Genomic DNA, 16,436 nt, shown 5'->3' with positions numbered 1-16,436 from the left:
TCTCATGGTGCCAGCGGATCGGGTGGGTCTGGATCTCCGCGCAGCATTTCGTCTGGGTGATGGGCGTGGTTGATTTCCGGTGGGCCGGTGCCATCGGTCCATCCCAGGCGTCCGTTTTCCATGACAACGGTGTGTGCTTCGCCCCGGCTGACCATGCCGTGATCCGACCCGCACAGAAAGTGAAGCTTGTCCGCGTCGGTCTGACCCCCGCGCGCCCACTCGTCGCGATGATGAACCTCGCAGCGATATCCCGGCTCAAGACAGTTCGGGCGTGTACAGCCGCGGTCGCGGGCATAGCAGATCAGCCGTTGATCGTGGGTCGCGATGCGTTTCTGGCGGCCCAGGTACAGAGGACGTTCGGTGTGGTCGTCGAACACCGCGAGGTAATGGATTGCGTCGGCTGCCATGCGGATCAGGTCTCGCATCGGCAGCCTCGATCCACCACCGGTACGGGCGGGTGCAGCGCCCGCGGCGTTGGTGAGTTCGGCAAGCGTGGTGGCGACGACCACCGTGACCGGATGGCCGCGGTGTACCCCCAGACCGCCCGATGCGATCGCGGTCTTGAGTCCGAGTTTGAGCGCGTCGTGGCAGCGTTGGGCGGGGGTGCGGGTATCGCGTTGTTCGGTGTCCTCGTCAGGCTGGTGACGGCCCGGCCGCACCGCGGCCTCGACCGCCTCGAAGTACGCGCGTGCCTCCGGGTCGAGCCAGCCCGAGAGTCGCGACATCCCGTCGGGCTGTTGCCTGCCCAGGTGTAGCCCACGTCGTCGGGCGCGGTCCTCGTCGCTGAACAGGCCGTCGGGATTTAAATAGTCGGCAATGCGCTGGCCGAGTTTGACCACGATGCCCGCGTCGACCTCGGCCGCGTGCTCGACCAGCGTGCGCTCGGCGGCTTGCACGTCGACGGGTGAAACGCACGCCGGCAAGACATCGACGGCTCGGCACACCGCCCGGATGTGATCCTCGCCCATAAGGCCGTTCTCGACGGCAGCCGCGAGCTCTGGCAACTCCGGCTGCAACGTCTCGCCGGTCAATGACCTACGCGGCCGGATTCGAGCCGCAAGCTTGAACCGCCGCGTGATTTCGCCGGGTGTGATACGCAGTCGCTGCCATAGGGCTGATCGCGCCGCTGCAACCGCGCCGGCTTCATCCGGTGGGTCGGCGATCTCGGCGAAGAATCGATACATCAGTCCGCGATTGGTGCGCTCCTGGGTTTCCAACCGCTCAGCCACGTCAATGCGAAAAGCGTTGCCCACCATGACCGAGGAGGTTTCGCGCACCAAGCGGTGGGCGGCATCGACAGCGTCCAGGGCAGCCAGGATCTGCTCCCGTGCCTGCTCGGCGCTGATCGACGAACTCATGTCTCCGACGTTAAGAAGCAACCCGACAAAACCGTCGGGATACTTAGGCGCGCAGGGGACGCTGTGGATGAACGCTCAACTGTGGATAACTCGGCCCACCAGCAGTAGGCAAGAATGGAGCACGTGAGCACCTGGCCTGCCCCCTTCGCACCCCGGCCGGTCGACGCGACGGTGACGGTGCCGGGCTCGAAATCGCAGACCAACCGGGCACTGGTGCTCGCGGCGCTAGCCGCGGCCAACGGCGTCTCGAAGATCAGCGGCGCGCTGCGCAGCCGCGACACCGACCTGATGATCGGCGCGCTCACGGCGCTGGGCCTACACGTCGACGGAGAGGCCGATCACGTCGAGGTCAGCGGGACGATTGCCCCCGCCGATGACGCCCGCATCGACTGCGGCCTGGCCGGCACGGTGTTGCGGTTCGTCCCGCCGCTGGCGGCACTCGGGCTGACGACAGTGACGTTCGACGGCGACGAGCAGGCCCGTGTCCGGCCGATCGCACCGCTGCTTGGCGGCCTGCGCGGACTCGGCGTCGACATCGACGGCGACCGCCTGCCGTTCCGGGTTCGCGGGGTGGGAAAGGTCGCGGGTGGGGCGGTGGACATCGACGCCTCGGCCTCGTCGCAGTTCGTGTCCGGGTTGCTGCTGGCGGGCCCGTCGTTCACCGACGGCCTGACCGTGCACCACGTCGGCGCATCGCTGCCGTCGGCGCCGCACATCGCGATGACGGTAGCGATGCTGCGTCAGGCCGGCGTGGATGTCGACGACGCAACGCCCAACAGCTGGCAGGTGCGGCCTGGCCCGGTCGCGGCGCTGCACTGGCACATCGAGCCGGACCTGTCGAACGCCGTCGCGTTCATCGCCGCGGCCGTCGTCAGCGCGGGTACGGTTCGCATCACCGGCTGGCCGGCTGCGAGCATTCAGCCCGCCGACGCCATCCTGAGTATCCTTACGCAGCTGAATTGCGTTGTGAAACATGATGATACGCACCTGGAAGTGCGGGGACCGCAGTCCTACAACGGCTTTGACGTCGACCTGCGCGACGTCGGCGAGCTCACCCCGTCGGTGGCGGTGCTCGCCGCGCTGGCGGCGCCGGGGTCCGTGTCGCGGCTGTCAGGGATCGCGCATCTGCGTGGCCACGAAACCGACCGGCTCGCCGCGCTGAGCGCCGAGCTCAACCGGCTCGGCGGGAACTGCCGTGAAACCGCCGACGGGCTGGAGATCACCGCGACACCACTGCGGGCCGGCACCTGGCGGTCGTATGCCGACCACCGAATGGCGACGGCCGGCGCGATCGTCGGTCTGCGCGTCGACGGCGTGCAGGTGGACGACATCGAGACCACCGCGAAGACGCTGCCGAACTTTCCGGCGATGTGGGCGAACATGGTTGGGAAGTCCACCGTTTGAAGCCGGACGACTACGACGAGTCCGACGTCAAGATCCGCTCCGGGAAAGGGTCCCGGCCGCGGACCAAAACCCGCCCCGAGCACGCCGATGCGAAGTCCGCGATGGTGGTCAGCGTCGACCGCGGCCGCTGGGGGTGCGTGCTCGACGGCGATCCCGATCGGCGCGTCACGGCCATGCGGGCTCGCGAACTCGGCCGCACTCCGATCGTCGTCGGCGACGACGTGGACGTCGTCGGTGACCTGACGGGCCGGACCGACACGTTGGCTCGCATCGTCCGCCGCGGCGAACGGCGAACGGTGTTGCGGCGGACCGCCGATGACACCGACCCGACCGAACGGGTGGTGGTCGCAAATGCCGATCAGCTGCTGATCGTGGTGGCGCTGGCCGATCCCCCGCCCCGCACCGGACTGGTCGACCGGACGCTGATCGCCGCCTATGCGGGCGGGTTGGCTCCGATCCTATGCCTGACCAAGACCGATCTCGCCCCCGCCGAACCGTTCGCCGAGCAGTTCGCCGACCTCGACCTGACCGTGATCACCGCCGGCCGCGACGACCCACTGGACGCGGTAACGCACCTGCTGGTCGGCAACATCACCGTGTTGCTGGGTCATTCCGGAGTGGGCAAGTCGACCCTGGTGAATCGGCTTGTGCCGCAGGCTGATCGCGCCGTCGGCGAGGTGACCGACATCGGCCGGGGGCGGCACACGTCGACGCAGTCGGTGGCGCTGCCCTTCGACCGCGACAGCTGGGTGATCGACACCCCAGGAATCCGCTCGTTCGGGCTGGCTCATATCAAGCCCGACGATGTCGTGCTGGCATTCTCCGACCTGGCCGAGGCCATCGAAGACTGTCCACGCGGTTGCGGGCATCTCGGCCCGCCGGCCGACCCGGAATGCGCGCTGGACACCTTGACCGGGCCGGCGGTTCGCCGCGTCGCCGCGGCCCGACGTTTGCTGACCGCGCTACGCGAGCCGTGATTCAGGCCTCGGCCTGCGACCGGACCCAGTCCAGGTTGGCTTGCATGTTCTGCCGCCATTCGGACAGCCGGTTGGCGACGATCCTGGCCTCCTTGTCCGGCATCGCGACAATCGCCGGGGTGAGCCCCGACGGGCCGGGGCCCATCCTCCCCCACTGCCTCACCAGCACGCCGTCGCTGGTCGGTTCGACCTCGAATCCCCACCTCGCTCCAGGGCCGTCGGGTCCGACCACGTCGTACACCCAGCGACGCTGAGCTCCGCCGTCCTCGACCTCGACGACTTCGCACACCGTCGACCACTCACCGAACGCCTCGTGCTTGCTGCGCCCTTGAAAACGTGCGCCCACTTCGACGCCGGTCGCGCCGTCGAGCCAATCGACGCACTGCAGTTCCGACGAGCAACGCGTCGGCAGGTTGATGTCGGTCAACAGAGCCCACGCCGTGGGCACGTCGCACCGAACGCGCTGAGTCACTTCGACTGTGGGTAGATCGCGGTAGCGCATGGTGGTTAGCATGCCATCAGTGTCAGGGTGAGGTGCCGCAGGAGGTTGCGGTGGTTGGATCCTGATCACCTGGTGTCTGGCTCATAGCCTGCCTGCCGCCTTCGGTTGGCGTTCATGCGTTTTGCCGGCACCGGGTGTGAAGGACCGGCCGGCGTGACTTGATAGGAGCGTGGCACCGCCCCCACTGAGGTTTGTCCGCCGACCGGCCCAACCGTCACCTCACAGTGAAGGAGGCAACCCCTATGGTTGTTGTTGGAGCCGATGTTCACAAGCACACCCATACCTTTGTTGCTGTCGACGAGGTGGGGCGCAAGCTCGGCGAGAAGACTGTCAGAGCGGTCACTGCCGGGCATGCTGAGGCGGTGATGTGGGCCCGGGAACGCTTTGGCGCCGAGGTGGTGTGGGCAATCGAGGATTGCCGGCATTTGTCAGCGCGCCTGGAACGCGACTTGCTGGGTTCTGGCCAAAAGGTGGTGCGAGTACCACCGAAGTTAATGGCCCAAACCCGTGCGTCGGCACGGACCCGGGGCAAGTCTGACCCGATCGATGCGCTCGCAGTTGCGCGGGGATTCCTGCGTGAACCCGATCTGCCGGTAGCGTCCCATGATGAGGTGTCCCGCGAGCTGAAGCTGCTGGTGGATCGCCGGGAAGTTCTTGTGGCACAACGGACTGCAACGATCAACCGGTTGCGCTGGCGAGTTCATGAACTTGATCCCGAGCGCGCCCCCCGTCCTGGGTCGTTGGATCGCGCTAAACATCGCCTGCTGTTGGGCGCCTGGTTGACGACCGTTCCCGGTCTAGTCGCCGAGCTGGCCCGCGATGAGCTCGCCGACATCGACCGGCTGACCGAAGCGATCGACGCGCTGGCCAAGCGGATCGGTGCGCGAGTGCGCGCGATTGCCCCGACACTGTTGGCGATGCCCGGGTGCGGGGAGTTGACCGCGGCCAAGCTCGTCGGTGAGACGGCAGGAGTGACCCGGTTCAAAAGCGAGGCCGCCTTCGCACGGCATGCCGGGGTGGCCCCGGTACCAGTGTGGTCGGGCAACACCGCCGGTCGAGTCCGCATGACCCGCTCCGGCAACCGACAACTCAATGCCGCCCTGCACCGCATCGCCGTCACCCAAATCCGCCTCGAGGGCCTCGGACAGACCTACTACCGTCATCGATTAGCCGCAGGCGACTCCAATCCCGAAGCCCTGCGCTGCCTCAAACGCCGCCTCGCCCGCGTCGTCTTCGGCCGCCTCCACACCGACCAGCAACACCGAACTCAGCCTTGCCAACCGGCAGCGGCTTGACATAGGAGAAACCCATGAAGGTCGGCGCAATGATCGAACCTCGGCTGCCCGGCGCCGTCGACTTCGCACTGGCAGCCGAGCAGCTCGGTGTCGCGTCACTGTGGATACCCGAGGTATGGGGCTACGACGCGCTCACCGGCCTGGCGTACCTGGCCGCCAAGACGTCGGCGATACAGCTGGGAACCTTTGTCGTGCAACTGGGCTCGCGCACTCCGGCACTGCTGGCGACGTCAGCGCTGAGCCTTCAGGAGCTGTCGGCCGGCCGCTTCATCCTCGGTGTCGGCACGTCGGGCCCGCGGGTGATGGAGGGTTGGCACGGCGTCCGGTTCCGCAAGCCGGTGCAGACGACCCGGGAGACGATCGAGATCATCCGTTTGATCAGTCGCGGCGAGCGGCTCGAACATGCGGGCGAGATCTACCCGTTGCCGCTGCCGGACAGTCGCGGGTCGGCGCTCAAGCCGATGGTGCGGCCCGAGCATGTACCGGTCTACATCGCGGCGATGGGCCCGCGGAATCTCGAGCTGACCGGTGAGGTCGCCGACGGGTGGCTGGGCAACGCGTTCATCCCCGAGGCGGCCGACGTGTTTCTCGGCCCGCTGACCGTCGGAGCGCACCGGGCCGGCCGCACGCTCGACGACCTCGACCTGGTGGCGCCCGTAGCTCTGGAATTCCACGACGATCAGGCGTCAGCCGACGCCGCGACGCGCCGGCACGCGGATGGGTACGCCTTCACGATCGGCGCGATGGGGGTCGGCGGGCAGAACTTCTACAACGATGCGTTCAGCCGGCTCGGTTATGCCGACGAGGTCAACACCGTCGCACAGTTGTGGCAAGCGGGCGACCGCGAAGGGGCCCGTCAGGCGGTGCCGCTGGATCTCGGCCGCCTGACGAATCTGATTGGAAACGAAGACATTATCGCCGAACGCGTCGCGCGCTACCGTGCGGCGGGCATCACGACTTTGTTGGCCAAACTCGAAGGCGACCACGAATACCAACTCGCGGCGCTCAAGCGGCTGGTTGCGATCGCGGCGTGAAGGCGTGAAACAGCAGCCAAGGCTGTGAATCTGCACGATTAGCGACCTTAACTTTCCCCCGCAAGCGGAAGGTGCCCCCAATTTCGCGCAGACTAGATGCGCATCATCGGGAGCGGGCGCAGCGGGTGCCGCACGGCGTAGCCGGACAGGCCCTTGGCCAGGAAAGCGTGAAAGCCGTTGTACGGCAACGCTTTGACCACCGCCCGGACAGCCGATCGCTCGAGGCCGTGTCGCAGCACGCCGTGGCTCACGTCGACGAGGTCGGCTTGCCGGAACGTCTCGGTGACGCGGTCGTCGTTGAGGGGTCGCAGCCGATGATGCTCGGTGATCAGCGCGCGCAGCAGATTGACGTCGGCGATCCCGAACTCGTCGGCATACGCCGCCGCTAGATCGGCCGACGGCTTGAGGTAGTCGAACGTGCCCGCCGTCCAGATGGCCAGGTCGTGGGCCGCCCACGCTAGTGCCGCGACGTCAGGAATCGAAAAACCAAGCAGCAGCTGGTGATACGTGAGGCCACGGTAAACGTGGTTGCGATACGCTGAGAACTCGTTGCCCAAAGCGTCGCGATGCCGCTGCAGTACGGCCTCGACGATCGGGTGCGCGGTGACAACATCCACCGCGCTAAATCTACGAGGCCAGCTCCTCCTCATCGCGCTCCGCGCTCTGCATCGTCGCTGCCCACCCTACGAGGCCAGCTCCTCCTCATCGCGCTCCGCGCTCTGCATCGTCGCTGCCCACCCTAGGCGGCTAACTCGTCCCGTCCCGGCGTTTGCGCCTCAGCGGTGGCCCGCTTAGCACGACGCCAGCCCCGCACGGCCGCGATCGCGGTTTTGAGACCACGGCGGCGTCCGGTCGACGGGTCGATGCCGGCGAAACCGGGTTCCAGTTCGGCGAACATCGACTCGCTGCGAGTCTCCGGAGCGTTGTCGGCGGTGTCACGCAGGTACTTGTCGGGTAGCGACAGCTTGGCGATCGTGCGCCACGTCTTGCCGTACTGCACAAGGAAAGGTCCTGTGGTGTAGGGCAAGTCGTATTTGTCGCAGATCTGGCGCACCCGCACCGCGATCTCCTCGTACCGGTTGCTCGGCAGGTCCGGGAAGAGATGGTGCTCGATCTGGTGCGACAAGCTACCGCTCATGAAGCGCATCACCGGGCCGGCGTTGATATTGGCGCTGCCCAGCATCTGGCGCAGGTACCACTGACCCTTGGATTCGCCGAGCATGTCGGTCTTGGTGAACTTCTCAGCCCCGTCCGGGAAGTGGCCGCAAAAGATGATCGCGTTGGCCCACACGTTGCGGATGATGTTGGCCACGATGTTGGCCTTCAGCGTCGACTTGAACGACGCCCAGGGCGACATCGACGTCAGCGCCGGGAAGGCGACGTAGTCCTTGAACACCTGGCCGCCGGCCTTGGCCAAGAACTCGTCGACCCGCTCCGTCGCCTGGTCGTTGTCCATCCGGCCCATGACGATCTTGCCGATCTCCACGTGCTGCAGACCGACGCCCCACTCGAAGCCAAGCGCGAGCATGGTGTTGTAGAACAGGTTGAGCAGGTTGAAACGCTTCCACGGCTGGTCACGAGTGACCCGCAACAGGCCATAGCCCACGTCGTCGTCCATGCCGAGGATGTTGGTGTACTTGTGGTGCAAGAAATTGTGGGTGTAGCGCCAGTGCTTGGACGACCCGCTCATGTCCCACTCCCAAGACGACGAGTGGATCTCGGGGTCGTTCATCCAGTCCCATTGGCCGTGCATGACGTTGTGGCCGATCTCCATGTTCTCGATGATCTTGGCCACCCCGAGCGTCGCGGTGCCCGCCCACCAGGCGGAGCGGCGCTTGCCGAGCGCCAGCATCAACCGGCCGGCGACCTCGAGGGCACGCTGCGCGGCGATGGTGCGGTGGATGTAGCGCGCGTCGCGCTCCCCGCGGGAGTCTTCGATGTCCCGGCGGATGGCGTCGAGTTCGACGCCCAAGTTTTCGATGTCGGCGTCCGTCAGATGCGCAAAGACATCGAGGTCGGTGATCGCCATCGTGCTGTTGCCTTCCTGCAGGTATGAGTTCCTGACCTACGCCATCGTAACCTACGATAGCGTAGGTTACTAGTCGGTAACTCCTAAACGTCGAGAGTACAGTTGCCGGACGCGGCGGAAACACAGGTCTGCACGCGTGTCCCCGGCTCGCGTTCCAGGCCCGTGCGCAGATCGCGGACGTGACCCTCGGTCAGGGTTACCACGCAGGACTGGCAGATACCCATCCGGCAACCGAAGGGCATCTGTACGCCCTGCTGCTCACCGGCATCCATCAGCGACGTCGCCCCGTCGACGGCGACGCTCTTCCCGCTTTTGGCGAAGGTGACGGTCCCGCCCGACCCGGCCGGTGCGGCTTTCGACACCGCGAACCGCTCCAGGTGCAGACGGGTTTTGAGCCCAGCCGCCGACCAGACCTGCTCGGCGGAGTTCAGCATCGCCTCGGGCCCACAGGCCCAGGTCTGCCGCTTGCGCCAGTCCGGCACCTCGTCGTCCAGTCGTGCTAGATCCAGCCGGCCCTGACTGCGCGTCGCGCGCAGTTGCAGGCGGTAACCGGGCTGATCGACCGCCAGTTGCGCGAGCTCCGCGCCGAACATCACATCGTCGGCGGTGGGCGCCGAATGCAGGTGGACCACATCGGTGATCTGATCGCGGCGCACCAGCGTGCGCAGCATCGACATCACCGGGGTGACGCCGGAGCCGGCCGTCAGGAACAGCACGGCCGGCGGAGCCGGGTCGGGCAGCACGAAGTTCCCCTGAGGCGCGGCCAACCGGACGATGGTGCCGGGCTGCACGCCGTCGACCAGATGCGTCGACAAAAATCCCTCGGGCATCGCCTTGACCGTGATCGTCACCGTTCGGGTGCTGCGGTGCGCGTCCGTCGTCACCGGGCTGGATGTCAGCGAGTACGAGCGCCAGCGCCAACGACCGTCCAGCAGCAGACCAATGCCGATGTACTGGCCGGGCTCGTAGTCGAAGGTGAAGCCCCAGCCCGGCTTGATCACCAGGGTGGCGGAGTCGTTCGTCTCGCGGCGGACCTCCACGATGCGCCCACGCAACTCGCGCGCCGACCACAGCGGGTTGGCGAGTCGGGTGTAGTCGTCCGGCAGCAGCGGCGTCGTGATGCGTCGGGCGAGTTTGCGCAGCGCGTGCCAGCCGGGGTGAGTCTCCACTCCGGCCAGCGTAATCGGCTGGGTTTCCACCACGTCGGCGACAGCTCGTGACACTTTTCTGTCCATTCCGGAAACTTCCTGCTCTGGCACGGGACAGAACCTACGGTACCGTAACCTACGGTGCCGTAGCTAGAGCGGTGGGCGGCAGTCAGAGCAATTCGAGCAGGAACGGCAGCTCCTGGACCGCATACCAGGCCAGGTCGTGGTCTTGGGCGTCCCCGACTGTGAGCTCGGCGTCCTCGTCACCCAGATCGGCGGCGTCCACCACCTCGATCGCCGCTTTGACCTGCTCTTCCGCCGCGGGATTGTCGACGAACGCCGCAACCACGTCGTCGATGGTCACCGGGTCGGCGATCCGGACCACCGCGTCGTCGAGGTCGGGACGCAATGTGACATCGCCGACATCCGCCACCAGCACCGCGCGTCGCAACGGCAGAGCCTCCGCCGGGTCGGCCGCGTCCGCCGCGCCGGCCAGCAGCCGCAGCGACGCCAACGCCGCCTCACGCATCGCTACTTCGGCCAGTTCGTCGTCGTCGCCCTCGGCGTAGGCCTCTCGCAGCTTGGGTGTCACCGCGAAAGCAGTACCGCTGACGGGACGCAGCGAACCGTTGGCGACGAGCTGCTGAAGCATTGCCAGCGTGGCCGGGATGTAGATGCGCATCAGTGAGCGGTTACCCAGCTTTCTCCTTGGGGGGCATCAACGTTGCCACATGATCGGTCACGTAGGTCGACAACTCGCGCGGCGGCCGCTGATAATTACCGCTGATCTCGCGGCGCGACGGCAGACTGACCTTGGGCCGTTCCACTTCCTGGTAGTCGATGGTCGACAGCAAATGCGCCATCATATTCAGCCGGGCGTGTTTCTTGATGTCCGACTCGACAACGAACCACGGGCTGCCGGGCGTGTCGGTATGCACCATCATCTCGTCCTTGGCCCGGGAATAGTCCTCCCAGCGATTCAGCGACTCCACGTCCATCGGGCTCAATTTCCATTGCCGCACAGGATCATTCAGCCGTCCTTTGAATCGGCGCAGCTGCTCGTCATCGGAGACCGAAAACCAGTACTTGCGGAGCAAGATGCCCTCTTCGATCAACATCTGCTCGAAAATCGGGGTCTGCCGCAAAAACAACGCATGCTCTTGCGGCGTGCAGAATCCCATCACTTTCTCGACGCCCGCGCGGTTGTACCAGGATCGGTCGAACAGAACGATCTCACCCTTGGCGGGTAACTGCGCGATGTAACGCTGGTAATACCACTGTCCGCGTTCGCGATCGGTCGGGGCGGGCAACGCTGCGATTCGTACGACGCGCGGGTTGAGGTATTCGGTGATCCGCTTGATGGTTCCGCCTTTACCCGCCCCGTCGCGGCCCTCGAAGATCACGACGACTCGTGCCCCGGAGAACTTCACCCACTCTTGCAACTTGACGAATTCCGTTTGCAGACGGAATATTTCGGCCTCGTAGATGTCCTCGGGGATTTTCGACGGCGCGGTCTTTTTCGCTTTTTCGCCAGACTTTTTGGCTTGCTTCGTTTTGGCTGGGGAGCCGCTCGTGGTCATGCTAGTGAATCGTAAAGCGGTGGGCCGCAACTTTCTCGGCAAGCGGCGCGGCTACTGGGCCGCTTCCAGCAGTTCATCGAGCGACTCGCCCAGCAACGCCGGCAGCATGTCGACGTCACTCATCGCGTCTCGATCGGCGTTGATGCCGTAATACAGCATGCCGTTGTAGGAAGTCACACCGATGGCCAGCACCTGGTTGTTCAGCAGCGGCGGCACCGGATAGCTCTCGAGCAACTTCGCGCCGGCCACGTACATCTGCGACTGGGCCCCCGGGGCATTGGTGATCAACAGGTTGAACAGCCGCGGCGCGAGTCCCGTTGCGACTCGGATTCCCATGGCGTGCAACGTCGGTGGCGCAAAGCCCGACAGCGTCGCGATGGTGCGCGCGTCGACCAGGCTGGCCGCGGTCGGGTTGGATTCGGTCGCATGGGCGATCTGCGACAACCGCACCACCGCGTTGCCCTCGCCCACCGGCAGGTCGACCAGGAACGGCGAAACCTGGCTGATCGCCTGTCCACGGCTCGACGAGTCAAGGGCCTCGTAGACGGGTAGGGGCGCCATCGCGCGCACGGTCGCGGTCGGGGCCGGCGGTTCGCCGCGGGACAGCAGCCAGTTGCGCAGCGCACCGGCGATTACGGCCAGCACGACATCGTTGACGTCGCAGGTGTAGCGCGTTCGGATGGCCCGGTAGTCGTCGAGTCGCCCGCAGGCGACGGTGTAGCGGCGGTTACGCGACACTGTGGTGTTCAGCGGGCTGCGCGGTGCCGAACCACGGGCCAATGTCCGGGCGACGTCGACCATCCGCCGACCGGTGTCGAGCACTTGGCCCGAGTTCGTCGCCAGGTCGACCAAACCGCTGTAGACCGCCTTCATCTGCTGCTGGGGCCGAGTGGCCCAATCGCCGATCGCGCCGAGCAGCAGTTGCACAGTGCCGGGTTCCCGGCCGGGCACCCAGATGTCCTCGACGAACGGCGGCGGGCGGCGAGTCCGGTCGGCGATCACATGGCTGATCTCGACGGCGCCCATCCCGTTGATCAGCGCCTGATGCGACTTGGTGTAGAGCGCCAGCCGATTCTTGGCCAGGCCCTCGACGAGGTACATCTCCCATAGCGGCCGCGACCGGTCCAGGGGTCGGGCCGCCAGCCGGCCGATCAGCTCGTGAAGCTGCTCGTCGCTGCCCGGTGACGGTAGCGCGGAGCGACGAACGTGATAGGTGATGTCGAAGTCACGGTCGTCGACCCAGACCGGACGGGCCAGCCGCATGGTGACTTCGCGAACCTTTTGCCGGTACCGCGGCACCTGCGGCAACTGTCGCTCGACAGTGGCCAGCAAGGTCTCGTAGCTGAGCCCGGCACGCGGCTGACGCAGAATCGACAACGTGCCGACATACAGCGGAGTCGCTGAATTTTCCAGTTGGTAGAAAGAGGCGTCCGAAGCGGACAAGCGGGTCACGTCGCCTCTTTCTTCTCAGGCCCTTGGGAATTGGTTCTGCAACCAATATGCCGGAAACGCTATCCGGCCGTCGGGCCCGCTCACAGGGCGGGTACGCGGACGCTCGGGTTATGCGATGATCCTCACCACGCGGCGATCGCAACGGAGCAAGCCGCAACGGAAAACGTCTGCCACTCTCCAGCAGGCCAGTACGCTTGGCCCTTTAATTTTCGCGGGAGAGTTCAATGTTGACCGATTCTGACCCGGCGGACTCGAGTTCCTCGAACGAGGAGCCGTTCGCCATCACCCGGGTCGTCGATTGCGAGCCGCCCGCTCGCGACGTCCGGCAGTGCCGTCCCGCGCCCACCGCTGTGCGACGGCGCACGCCGGGACTCCCACAGCGACCTCCACCGGTAGCCGCGATGCCGCTGCCCATGCGCCAGGCGGCAACATTCGCCGATGCCGCCCTGCGCCGGGTGTTGGAGGTCATCGACCGACGCCGCCCCATCGCCCAGCTGAACGGACTGCTGGCGGTCGGCCTGGTCGACTCGGTGCTCTCGGCCAATCGACTGTCCTGCAGCCGCGATGGCGTGGCGGTGTTGCGCCGGGTGCGGCTGCAGCCAGCCGGCCCGACCGCGGCCGAAGTGTTCGGCAGTTACAGCCGTGGGGCCCGCACGCATGCCATCGCCTGCCGCCTCGAGGCCCGGCCGACTCCTGATGGCGCCGGACGGTGGCAGGTGGTCGCCCTACACATCGGCTAGCCCGGCAATTGGGCTAGCCCGCCAATTGGGCTAGCGCCGCTTGGGCTTGGAGTGCCTGCCCTGACGGCGGGCGGCCTCGCGGCGCTCGCGGCGTGTTCCGCCAGAGGCGCTGGCAGCAGATTTGCCGCCGTTGCCCTGCACCTGGGCCGAGCCGTCCTCGGCGGGCCCGGTGTAGGTCAGCGGCGGCGCTTCGTTGTCGATTCCCTTGGCGCGCAACGCCGGAACCGCCTCGCGGGCACCCTGCTGCTGCGACCTGGCCGCGGCCGCGGTGGCGAACTCGGCCAGTCCCTCCGGCTCGGCGACGTGTCCGACCTGCTGCGCCGGCGGCGCCGCCTCGACCGCGACGTTGAACAGGAAGCCGACCGACTCTTCCTTCAGGCCGTCCAGCATGCCGGTGAACATGTCGAAGCCCTCACGCTGGTATTCGACCAGCGGGTCGCGCTGGGCCATCGCACGCAGGCCGATGCCTTCTTTGAGGTAGTCCATCTCGTAGAGGTGTTCGCGCCACTTACGGTCGATGACGTTGAGCAGCACGTTGCGTTCCAGTTGGCGCATCGCGCCCTCGCCGGCCAGTTCTTCGAGCTCAGCTTCGCGCCTGGCGTAAGCCCGCTCGGCGTCGGCGACCAGCGCGTCGAGCAGCTCCTCGCGAGTCAGCTCGCCGGGCTCACCGACCTCGTCGCCGTCGATCAGCGTCTCGTGCGCGATGCCCACCGGATACAGCGTCTTCAGGGCCTCCCAGAGTTTCTCCAGGTCCCAGTCCTCGGCGTAGCCCTCGGCGGTGGCGCCGTCGACGTAAGCGGTGATCACGTCGACGAGCATGTCGTGGGCCTGCTGCTGCAGATTCTCGCCTTCCAGAATGCGACGGCGTTCGGCGTAGATGACCATGCGCTGCTGGTTCATCACTTCGTCGTACTTGAGGACGTTCTTGCGGACCTCGAAGTTCTGCTGCTCGACCTGGGTCTGGGCGCTCTTGATCGCCCGGGTCACCATCTTGGCCTCGATCGGCACGTCGTCAGGCAGGTTCAACCTGGTCAGCAGCGATTCCAGCGCCGCGCCGTTGAAACGACGCATCAACTCGTCACCCAGTGACAGATAGAAGCGCGATTCGCCCGGGTCGCCCTGGCGGCCGGAACGGCCGCGCAGCTGGTTGTCGATCCGGCGGGATTCGTGCCGCTCGGTGCCGAGCACATAGAGCCCACCGGCCTCGGTGACCTCCTTGGCCTCGGCGGCGGCCTCGGCCTTCACGACGGGTAACTCGTCATGCCAGGCCGCCTCGTACTCCTCGGGCGTCTCGACAGGGTCCAGTCCCCGGGCTCGCAGCCGCAGGTCGGTGAGGAAGTCGACGTTGCCGCCCAGCACGATGTCGGTACCACGGCCGGCCATGTTGGTGGCGACCGTGATCGCGCCCCGGCGTCCGGCCTCGGCGATGATGCCGGCCTCCTGCTCGTGATACTTCGCGTTGAGGACGTTGTGCGGGATGCGCCGCTTCTGGAATTGGCGCGACAGGTATTCCGAGCGCTCCACGCTGGTGGTACCGATCAGCACCGGCTGGCCCTTTTCGTAGCGCTCGCTGACGTCGTCGACGACGGCGATGTATTTGGCTTCCTCCGTCTTGTAGATTAGGTCGGTCTGGTCGACGCGGATCATTTCTTTGTTGGTCGGGATCGGCACCACGCCCAGCTTGTAGATCTCGTGCAGTTCGGCCGCCTCGGTCTCGGCGGTACCGGTCATGCCGGACAGCTTGTCGTAGAGCCGGAAGTAGTTCTGCAGCGTGATGGTGGCCAGAGTTTGGTTCTCGGCCTTGATCTCGACGCGCTCCTTGGCCTCGATGGCCTGGTGCATGCCTTCGTTGTAACGGCGCCCCACCAAGGTTCGGCCGGTGAACTCGTCGACGATGATCACCTCGCCGTCGCGCACGATGTAGTCCTTGTCGCGGGCGAAGAGTTCCTTGGCCTTCAGCGCGTTGTTGAGGTAGCTGACCAGCGGCGAATTGGCGGCTTCGTACAGGTTGTCGATGCCGAGCTGGTCCTCGACGAACTCCACGCCGAGCTCGTGCACACCGATGGTCCGCTTCCGGATGTCGACCTCGTAGTGGACGTCCTTCTCCATCAGCGGAGCCAACCGCGCGAATTCGGTGTACCAGTTCGAGGCGCCGTCGGCGGGGCCGGAGATGATCAGCGGTGTACGGGCCTCGTCGATCAGGATCGAGTCGACCTCGTCGACGATGGCGAAGTTGTGGCCACGCTGGACGCAGTCGTCCAAGGAGTGGGCCATGTTGTCGCGCAGGTAGTCGAACCCGAACTCGTTGTTGGTGCCGTAGGTGATGTCGGCGCCGTAGGCGATGCGGCGCTCGTCGGGCGTCATGTGGGCCAGGATCACCCCGACGTCCAGGCCCAGGAAGCGGTGCACCCGGCCCATCCACTCGCTGTCACGTTTGGCGAGATAGTCGTTGACCGTGACGATGTGGACGCCATTACCGGCAAGGGCGTTGAGGTAGGCCGGCAGCACCGACGTGAGGGTCTTGCCCTCACCGGTCTTCATCTCTGCGACATTGCCGAAATGCAGCGCGGCACCACCCATCACCTGCACGTCGAAGTGCCGCTGGTCGAGCACCCGCCAGGCGGCCTCGCGGGCCACCGCGAACGCCTCGGGAAGCAGGTCGTCGAGGCTCTCGCCGTCGGCGTAGCGCTTCTTGAACTCGGCCGTTTTGGCACGCAGTTCGTCGTCGGTCAGCTTCTCGGTCTCGTCGGACAGGGTGTTGACGTATTCGGCCACCCGCTTGAGGCGCTTGACCATGCGACCTTCGCCAACGCGCAGCAGTCTAGAAAGCACGTCACCATCCTAGGTGACGGGCTGCTTCGGCAGCCGAACGTCGACTTGACGCGCGGTTTGGCGCGGGATCGCGCGACAAGTCGAC

General features: G+C 66.1%; 14 protein-coding genes. 5 read left to right on the top strand and 9 right to left on the bottom strand.

The features are described 5' to 3' along the window. Positions 1-2: 2 nt before the first annotated feature. Complete coding sequence (locus MKK62_RS16215) at positions 3-1,358, bottom strand: HNH endonuclease signature motif containing protein (RefSeq protein ID WP_240258856.1); 1,356 nt, start codon at positions 1,356-1,358, stop codon at positions 3-5. A gap of 123 nt (positions 1,359-1,481) precedes the next feature. Here MKK62_RS16215 and aroA point away from each other — a divergent pair, with 123 nt between their 5' ends. Beyond that, complete coding sequence (aroA, locus tag MKK62_RS16210) at positions 1,482-2,762, top strand: 3-phosphoshikimate 1-carboxyvinyltransferase (protein WP_240258858.1); 1,281 nt, start codon at positions 1,482-1,484, stop codon at positions 2,760-2,762. Then, entirely contained in the window at positions 2,759-3,739 is a 981-nt protein-coding gene (rsgA, locus tag MKK62_RS16205; protein WP_240264114.1) for a ribosome small subunit-dependent GTPase A, read from the top strand. The genes aroA and rsgA overlap by 4 nt, the downstream gene beginning before the upstream one ends. Before the next feature lies 1 nt (position 3,740). On the opposite strand, the gene MKK62_RS16200 is transcribed toward rsgA, so the two are convergent. Beyond that, positions 3,741-4,253 (bottom strand): SRPBCC family protein, encoded by a 513-nt coding sequence (locus MKK62_RS16200; protein WP_434084953.1) that lies wholly within the window; start codon positions 4,251-4,253, stop codon positions 3,741-3,743. Between the two features lie 212 nt (positions 4,254-4,465). Here MKK62_RS16200 and MKK62_RS16195 point away from each other — a divergent pair, with 212 nt between their 5' ends. Together MKK62_RS16195 and MKK62_RS16190 are read left to right on the top strand one after the other, a co-directional pair. Further along, entirely contained in the window at positions 4,466-5,536 is a 1,071-nt protein-coding gene (locus MKK62_RS16195) for an IS110 family RNA-guided transposase (protein WP_240258159.1), read from the top strand. 14 nt (positions 5,537-5,550) lie between these two features. Continuing rightward, a complete protein-coding gene (locus MKK62_RS16190; protein ID WP_240258860.1) occupies positions 5,551-6,570 on the top strand; it encodes an LLM class flavin-dependent oxidoreductase in 1,020 nt (339 codons plus the stop codon). A gap of 92 nt (positions 6,571-6,662) precedes the next feature. Here the strand turns inward: MKK62_RS16190 and MKK62_RS16185 are convergent, their stop codons facing one another. The 6 genes from MKK62_RS16185 to MKK62_RS16160 form a co-directional block, all read right to left on the bottom strand. Further along, on the bottom strand, positions 6,663-7,187 hold the full coding sequence (locus tag MKK62_RS16185; RefSeq protein ID WP_240258862.1) for a hypothetical protein: 525 nt from the start codon (positions 7,185-7,187) through the stop codon (positions 6,663-6,665). A 122-nt stretch (positions 7,188-7,309) separates the two neighbouring features. After that, entirely contained in the window at positions 7,310-8,599 is a 1,290-nt protein-coding gene (locus MKK62_RS16180; RefSeq protein ID WP_240258864.1) for a fatty acid desaturase family protein, read from the bottom strand. 83 nt (positions 8,600-8,682) lie between these two features. Then, positions 8,683-9,834 carry a ferredoxin reductase gene (locus MKK62_RS16175; protein ID WP_240264116.1) on the bottom strand — a complete coding sequence of 384 codons (1,152 nt, stop codon included), beginning with the start codon at positions 9,832-9,834 and terminating at the stop codon, positions 8,683-8,685. An 82-nt stretch (positions 9,835-9,916) separates the two neighbouring features. Continuing rightward, positions 9,917-10,432: a DUF6912 family protein gene (locus MKK62_RS16170; protein ID WP_240264117.1), complete on the bottom strand. Its 516-nt coding sequence runs from the start codon at positions 10,430-10,432 to the stop codon at positions 9,917-9,919. Positions 10,433-10,439: 7 nt separating this feature from the next. Beyond that, entirely contained in the window at positions 10,440-11,327 is an 888-nt protein-coding gene (gene ppk2, locus MKK62_RS16165) for a polyphosphate kinase 2 (RefSeq protein WP_240264118.1), read from the bottom strand. A 51-nt stretch (positions 11,328-11,378) separates the two neighbouring features. Further along, positions 11,379-12,779 carry a WS/DGAT/MGAT family O-acyltransferase gene (locus MKK62_RS16160; protein ID WP_240258866.1) on the bottom strand — a complete coding sequence of 467 codons (1,401 nt, stop codon included), beginning with the start codon at positions 12,777-12,779 and terminating at the stop codon, positions 11,379-11,381. A 224-nt stretch (positions 12,780-13,003) separates the two neighbouring features. Here MKK62_RS16160 and MKK62_RS16155 point away from each other — a divergent pair, with 224 nt between their 5' ends. Further along, complete coding sequence (locus tag MKK62_RS16155) at positions 13,004-13,519, top strand: Rv3235 family protein (RefSeq protein ID WP_240258869.1); 516 nt, start codon at positions 13,004-13,006, stop codon at positions 13,517-13,519. A 30-nt stretch (positions 13,520-13,549) separates the two neighbouring features. Here MKK62_RS16155 and secA read toward each other — a convergent pair whose 3' ends face one another. Further along, positions 13,550-16,351: a preprotein translocase subunit SecA gene (secA, locus tag MKK62_RS16150; RefSeq protein ID WP_240258877.1), complete on the bottom strand. Its 2,802-nt coding sequence runs from the start codon at positions 16,349-16,351 to the stop codon at positions 13,550-13,552. Between the last annotated feature and the right edge of the window lie 85 nt (positions 16,352-16,436).

It is taken from the genome of Mycobacterium paraterrae (assembly GCF_022430545.2).
In the GTDB taxonomy this organism is placed as follows: domain Bacteria; phylum Actinomycetota; class Actinomycetes; order Mycobacteriales; family Mycobacteriaceae; genus Mycobacterium; species Mycobacterium paraterrae.
The sequence above is the reverse complement of the archived record's forward strand: the minus strand, read 5'-3'. Positions and strand labels throughout refer to the sequence as shown.

What these genes read in the sequence shown, in the direction of transcription:
- MKK62_RS16215 (WP_240258856.1), bottom strand. Translation starts at nt 1,358, where the DNA reads ATGAGTTCGTCGATCAGCGCCGAGCAGGCACGGGAGCAGATCCTGGCT.
- MKK62_RS16200 (WP_434084953.1), bottom strand. Translation starts at nt 4,253, where the DNA reads ATGCTAACCACCATGCGCTACCGCGATCTACCCACAGTCGAAGTGACT.
- MKK62_RS16190 (WP_240258860.1), top strand. Translation starts at nt 5,551, where the DNA reads ATGAAGGTCGGCGCAATGATCGAACCTCGGCTGCCCGGCGCCGTCGAC.
- MKK62_RS16180 (WP_240258864.1), bottom strand. Translation starts at nt 8,599, where the DNA reads ATGGCGATCACCGACCTCGATGTCTTTGCGCATCTGACGGACGCCGAC.
- MKK62_RS16175 (WP_240264116.1), bottom strand. Translation starts at nt 9,834, where the DNA reads ATGGACAGAAAAGTGTCACGAGCTGTCGCCGACGTGGTGGAAACCCAG.
- ppk2 (WP_240264118.1), bottom strand. Translation starts at nt 11,327, where the DNA reads ATGACCACGAGCGGCTCCCCAGCCAAAACGAAGCAAGCCAAAAAGTCT.
- MKK62_RS16155 (WP_240258869.1), top strand. Translation starts at nt 13,004, where the DNA reads ATGTTGACCGATTCTGACCCGGCGGACTCGAGTTCCTCGAACGAGGAG.